Annotated in this window: 5 protein-coding genes and 1 pseudogene; all 6 read left to right on the top strand. The window is 40.6% G+C overall.

What is annotated here, in order from left to right:
• Positions 1 to 919 (top strand): annotated as a pseudogene (locus VIM91_RS07475) (IS3 family transposase); the annotation flags it as partial.
• A 339-nt stretch (positions 920 to 1,258) separates the two neighbouring features.
• Positions 1,259 to 1,717 carry a Panacea domain-containing protein gene (locus VIM91_RS07480; protein ID WP_331864195.1) on the top strand — a complete coding sequence of 153 codons (459 nt, stop codon included), beginning with the start codon at positions 1,259 to 1,261 and terminating at the stop codon, positions 1,715 to 1,717.
• A 5-nt stretch (positions 1,718 to 1,722) separates the two neighbouring features.
• The gene (locus VIM91_RS07485; protein ID WP_331864196.1) at positions 1,723 to 2,136 is read left to right on the top strand and encodes a hypothetical protein; all 414 of its coding nucleotides are present in this window, start codon (positions 1,723 to 1,725) and stop codon (positions 2,134 to 2,136) included.
• A 370-nt stretch (positions 2,137 to 2,506) separates the two neighbouring features.
• Positions 2,507 to 3,418 carry an IS1595 family transposase gene (locus VIM91_RS07490; RefSeq protein WP_331864197.1) on the top strand — a complete coding sequence of 304 codons (912 nt, stop codon included), beginning with the start codon at positions 2,507 to 2,509 and terminating at the stop codon, positions 3,416 to 3,418.
• Entirely contained in the window at positions 3,411 to 4,367 is a 957-nt protein-coding gene (locus tag VIM91_RS07495) for a P63C domain-containing protein (protein ID WP_331864198.1), read from the top strand. The genes VIM91_RS07490 and VIM91_RS07495 overlap by 8 nt, the downstream gene beginning before the upstream one ends.
• 196 nt (positions 4,368 to 4,563) lie before the next feature.
• Positions 4,564 to 5,769 (top strand): IS256 family transposase, encoded by a 1,206-nt coding sequence (locus VIM91_RS07500; RefSeq protein WP_331864199.1) that lies wholly within the window; start codon positions 4,564 to 4,566, stop codon positions 5,767 to 5,769.
• The last annotated feature ends 229 nt before the right edge of the window (positions 5,770 to 5,998 follow it).

Consider the following 5,998-nt stretch of genomic DNA (forward strand, 5'->3'; position numbering starts at 1 on the left):
CCAAGCTAAAAAAGCTGTTTGCCGATGTCAGCCTTGAAAACCATGCGATGAAGGAATTATTCGCAAAAAAGGGTTGGTGACAGCAGACAAAAAAGAGTGTGCCAAAACCCTAGTCAATTCGGGCTTGAGCATTCTCAAAGCCTGTTTACTGACGGGGATAAGCCGAGCCAGTTTTTACCGTAAACAAAAAGACTGGCGTAAAACCGATGCTGCTGTCATTGATGCGATTAATCAAGTGTTGAAAAAATCACCGCGTGCGGGGTTCTGGAAGTGTTACGGTCGCATAAGGTTTAAAAACCATCCGTTTAACCATAAACGGGTTTACCGGGTGTACTGCCAAATGGGATTAAACCTCAAGCGGCGGACAAAACGCGTGCTTCCTAAACGAGTTGTCCAACCACTTACCGTGCTCAATCAACCCAATCATCAGTGGGCGTTGGATTTTATGCACGACACGCTTTATTGCGGCAAACGGTTTAGAACGCTGAATGTGCTCGATGAAGGTACACGCGAATGTTTAGCCATTGAAGTGGACAGTTCACTGCCTGCAGAACGCGTGGTGCGGACCCTTGAACAATTAAAAGAAGAACGTGGTCTGCCAAAGCAAATTAGACTGGATAACGGGCCAGAACTAATCTCGGCCAAGTTAACGGACTGGTGTGAGCAGAATGACGTTAAGTTGGCTTATATCCAACCAGGTAAGCCACAACAAAATGGTTTTGTAGAACGATTTAATGGCTCGTTCAGACATGAGTTTTTAAATGCGTATCTGTTTGAATCGCTCGATCAAGTTAGGGAGATGGCTTGGTTCTGGCGGTTAGATTATAACGAAGAACGCACCCATGAAAGTCTGGGTAATCTGCCACCGGCGGCTTATCGAGTAAAACTGGAAAACTCTACTTTACCAGTGTTTCACTAATGGGGAAGTGGACAGAACAAGCTCACTAATAAGAACAAGGTTGTGCTACTTGCTGGCTTCCGATTTCAGAGTTAACGCACCTAAACGAAACGATTCTGATATGCAGCCTCCTTTTGTTAAGTGGTTGCATGCCTGGTAATAATGCTTAATAGCTTAGAAAGCAAGCTCTTGGCTGGCGTTATTAAAATATTTACGTACTTAATTTAGTGTGCTTTTTAGATAAAAATTGATTTTAATCATAAGCAATGCTTATTGTCTTACGGTGCCTCATAGTGTTTAATACACAGTTTAGTATGTTTATTAATAGTTTGATTTAAGTTTTAGTAGAGGTTGTTAACAATGAGTTCATCATTAGCAGTGGCAAACAAGTTCATTGAGTTGGCTCGTAATGAAGATAACCACTCATTAACTAATATGAAACTTCAAAAACTAGTTTATATCGCCCATGGGTTTTCACTGGCAGGAATGGATGAGCCATTACTAACTAATGAAGATGTTTATGCTTGGCAGTTTGGCCCTGTTATCCGAGACCTGTACCAGTCTTTGCGCAAATATGGTCGTGGCGAGGTGACCGATTTTATTCCCTCGAGTGATCAAATTAATGATGAAGAGCAGCAACAACTGATTAAAGCTATTTGGGAAGGGTACGGGCACCATTCTGGATTTGCATTATCACAAATTACTCATAGACCTAATACACCTTGGTCTAAAGTCTGGAATCAAGCACCTTATTCAGAAATTCCTAGAAATCTTATTAGAGCCCACTACCAAGAAATTCTAGATAGAATTGAGGCGTAAAATAGTTGTCTGACCCTACTAAAGAAAAAAAACTTAATGCAACTTTTTTGAAAAAAGTTCAAAAGTCTGGTGATGACGTAAAAGAAGACTCTAATACAGACTTAGAAGCCCTTGAAGATGTAGATTTATCTGAAGATATTGACGATTCAAGACAAGACCATGAAATAAAAGTTCTTAAACAAAAGCTTAAGGAACTAGAAGATACTCATAACCTGCGATTAAAGTTTGCTTGGGCTATATTCAGTGTTGTTTCAGCTTGGTTATTAGCGGTTGGTATAATTTTGTTTTTTGATGGTTTCGGGTTTTCTTGCTTTTCATTATCGGAAAACGTGCTAATTACTGTGCTAACCACTACAACTATAAACGTGATTGCTTTATTAATCATAGTTGCAAACTGGCTCTTTCCAAAGGGAAAATAGGTATGGTACCTAGACATATAAATTCCTAAAATTGATACTTTCTAAGTAACTTTAGAAGTATTTTGTATTGAACATGGACATTCCCCAACCTTTCTCCTAAGTACATAACCATGACATTGATCAGATTAACCAGTCGCGTGAGCACTATAATCATGCTCGAACACAAAGCTTACTGAATTATTTACCGCCATCGTTTTTTTGCAAAACAGGTGGCATAAAAATCTCATCGAGGAAATGGTACTAATTCAGGGGAAAGGTCACATTGATGATGTTTCCAAATTTATTTATTTTTGAAGATGGCTATATATAAAATTACACAAATTATTCGACTTGTGTAGCAATCTACTAACCATGTGATATAATTAACCACATGATTAGTACAGAATTCAACACCATCCTTGAGCTGCTAAACGCCTTTCCTGACGAGCAGACTTGCATTGACCATTTAACAGAACTCCGTTGGCCTGATGGAGCTGTTGTTTCTCCATTCGATTCAGAGTCAAAAGTCTACGGTTGCGCTAACAATCGCTACCGCTGCAAGAATACTGGAAAGTATTTCAACGTCAAAACAGCAACCTTGTTTGATAACACCAAAGTAAAGCTACAAAAGTGGTTCTTGGCTATCTGGCTCGTGACTTCTCACAAGAAGGAAATCTCAAGCATACAGTTATCTAAGGATATTGGTGTTACGCAAAAAACAGCATGGTTCATGCTTCACCGTATTCGTAATTGTTTTGGTTTCGACAACGATTTAAACAATGAAGTTGAAGTGGATGAAACCTATGTAGGTAGTAAATCAAAGAATAAACATGCGCCAAAGCGCGGCGAAGGCGAGCAAGGTAGAAGCACCAAAGAAAAAGCGCCTGAGCTTGGAATGGTAGAGCGCAGAGGCAAGTTGAATGCTAAGTGCGTTGGTGATGTAACTATCCGCACTCTAACCACTGAAATCGTCAATTCTGTTAATGACGCAACAATCTACTCAGATGAATTGCCAGGCTACAATGCCTTAAAGCGCATCTATGACTACCAATTCATAAAGCATGGTCAAGGCCAGTATGTGAACGGTCGCGTCCATACCAACACCATAGAGGGTTTCTGGAGTCTTCTAAAACGCGGAATAGTTGATATCTACCACTTCACTAACGTTAAACATCTTCAAAAGTATGTTGATGAATTCGTGTTCCGTTACAACTCACGTGAACAAGACGAGTCACAGAAATTTAATTTGCTGCTTTCAAATACTGAATACCGAATGACTTACAAGGATTTGATCAATGTCTGAAAAACTACCTCAAATATTAAAAGAAGGAATGCTTGAAATTGGCGACAAACAGCTTAGCGTTGCTGTTTTAGATGATGAAGATAACACCAGGGTTATTCAAATGACCTCTGTGTTTAAGGCATTTGATCGGATTCCAAGAAGTAATAACCGATTGATCAACCGACCCTCTTTTGTAGATGCAAAGAACCTACAACCGTATATAAATCAAAAACTTGAGTTATTGATCAAACCCATCACTTATTGCAATGAAGGAAAGGAATATCAGGGCTACAACGCACTAATATTGCCAGAACTTTGTATTCTTTATCTTACAGCAAGAAGGGAAGGCAAATTAACAGCTAAGCAGATGCCGCTGGCAATTCGTTCGGAGATTCTGCAAGGAGCTTTAGCAACTGTTGGAATGATCAGCTTAGTGGACGAAGCCACTGGCTACCAATATGAGCGTGAGAGATTTGAATTACAAAAGATACTAAAAGCGTACATTTCGGAAGAAACGCTTAAATGGCAGCTCACATTTACTAACAATTTTTACATGCAGGTTTTCAGGCTTTGGGGGGTTCCTTTCACTGCTAAAAACATAAAAAGAAAACCTCAATTTATTGGAAAATTGACGAATAAGTACGTCTATGAATTGTTGCCAGATGGCGTTTTAAACGTATTGAAAGATAAAACACCGAAAACTGACTCAGGTAATTACAAACATAGATTTCATCAGAATTTAACGCCCGAGGTTGGCAGAGAGCATTTAAAGCGGCAAATTACCGAAGTTACAACTTTGATGGAGATATCCGACACGAAAGATGAATTTCAGCGCCTATTTAAGAAGAAGTATCAAACTGACCCTCAGTATGAACTTGAAATGGATTTCAGTCAGCCTGCCAAGAATAAAAAACAAACAGAGTTCGATAAAAATTTACAGATCGCATTGAGCTTCAACCCTAAAGATTAATCACAAACCCGCACTAGCGGTTTTTAATCGGGCTTGTTGTGTAGAATTGTATATAGTTACCTTTTTGAATTTGATTCATTGGCTGGCAAAAGGCTGAAAACTGACGTTGAATAGCAAGGATTTCTTCAAACTGTTTTGACGGTAGTGTTTAGAAATCTGTGTCATTTCGTTAAAATTTCTCAAAAAGGAATGACACATGACAAAACCACAATTCGATTTCAACGAAGCATTAGAACAGCTTCAATCTGGCAAGGGTTTAACCGGCAAAGATGGCGTGTTGACCCCGTTGATCAAACAACTCACCGAAGCCGCGCTCAAAGCCGAACTTGACCTACATTTAGCCGAGGATACGTCAGCTAATCGTAAAAATGGCTATACCAAGAAAACCGTCAAAAGTGGTGTAGGTGAATTTGAGCTAGACACACCTCGTGATCGTGAGGGTTCTTTCGAGCCGCAATTGGTCAAAAAGCATCAAACCAAACTCACCCCAGAAATCGACCAAAAAATTCTAGGCCTATTTGCACTGGGCACCAGCTACCGCGATATCCGTTTCCACATTGAAGAACTGTACGGCATTGAGGTCTCTGAGGCCACGATTACGGCCGTGACGGATCAACTGATCCCTGAGCTTAAAGAATGGCAATCGCGCTCACTCGACGCGATCTATCCCTTTATTTGGCTCGATGCCATTCACTACAAGATTAAAGAAAATGGACGCTATGTTAGTAAAGCGATCTATACCATTTTAGGGGTCAACACCGAAGGCCGCAAAGAACTACTTGGCTTGTACCTCTCAGAAAGCGAAGGGGCGAACTACTGGCTCTCTGTCTTAACCGATTTACATAATCATGGCGTCAAAGATATTCTGATTGCCAGTGTGGATGGTTTAACCGGCTTTGTCGAAGCGATTAACAGCATTTACCCTGATACGGAAGTGCAACAATGCGTGATTCATCAAATCCGCAACTCAATGAAATATGTTGCCTCAAAAAACCAGAAAGAATTCATGCAGGATTTAAAGCCAGTTTACCGTGCTACAACTAAACAAGCCGCCGAAGCGGCACTGGATGAGCTGGAAGTCAAATGGGGCGCACACTATCCGATTGTGATCTCGTCTTGGCGGCGCAAATGGGATAACCTCAGTGTGTACTTCAAATACCCTGAGTACATCCGACGGGTGATTTACACGACTAACGCGATTGAAGCGGTGCATCGCCAGTTCCGTAAACTGACCAAAACCAAGGGCGGTTTTCCTAACGAAAATAGCTTGTTGAAGCTACTTTATGCTGGCATACTCAACGCGTCAAAAAAATGGACGATGCCAGTTCAGAACTGGAACCTTGCCTTGTCTCAGTTAGCCATCCACTTCGAGGGACGACTAGACAAGGTGTTGGATATTTAGAAAACTAGGCTGACACAGAATTTTGAACGCTCTCCATAGCCAAGCTAGCAATTTCAGCATCAATCATTTACATTCAGACATTAAAACCCTTCCATCAAGTTCTTTAAACGCTGTGCCAAAGGTCTAGAATGTTTAAAGATTCGAACTTGACCCAAGATATCCTCCAAGGCATTTTCCGCCTCTAACAACAGACCATCCTCAGCTTTAATGCACTCCATAATGTCGTAAA

The organism is Thiomicrospira sp., from assembly GCF_036568485.1.
GTDB lineage: Bacteria > Pseudomonadota > Gammaproteobacteria > Thiomicrospirales > Thiomicrospiraceae > Thiomicrospira.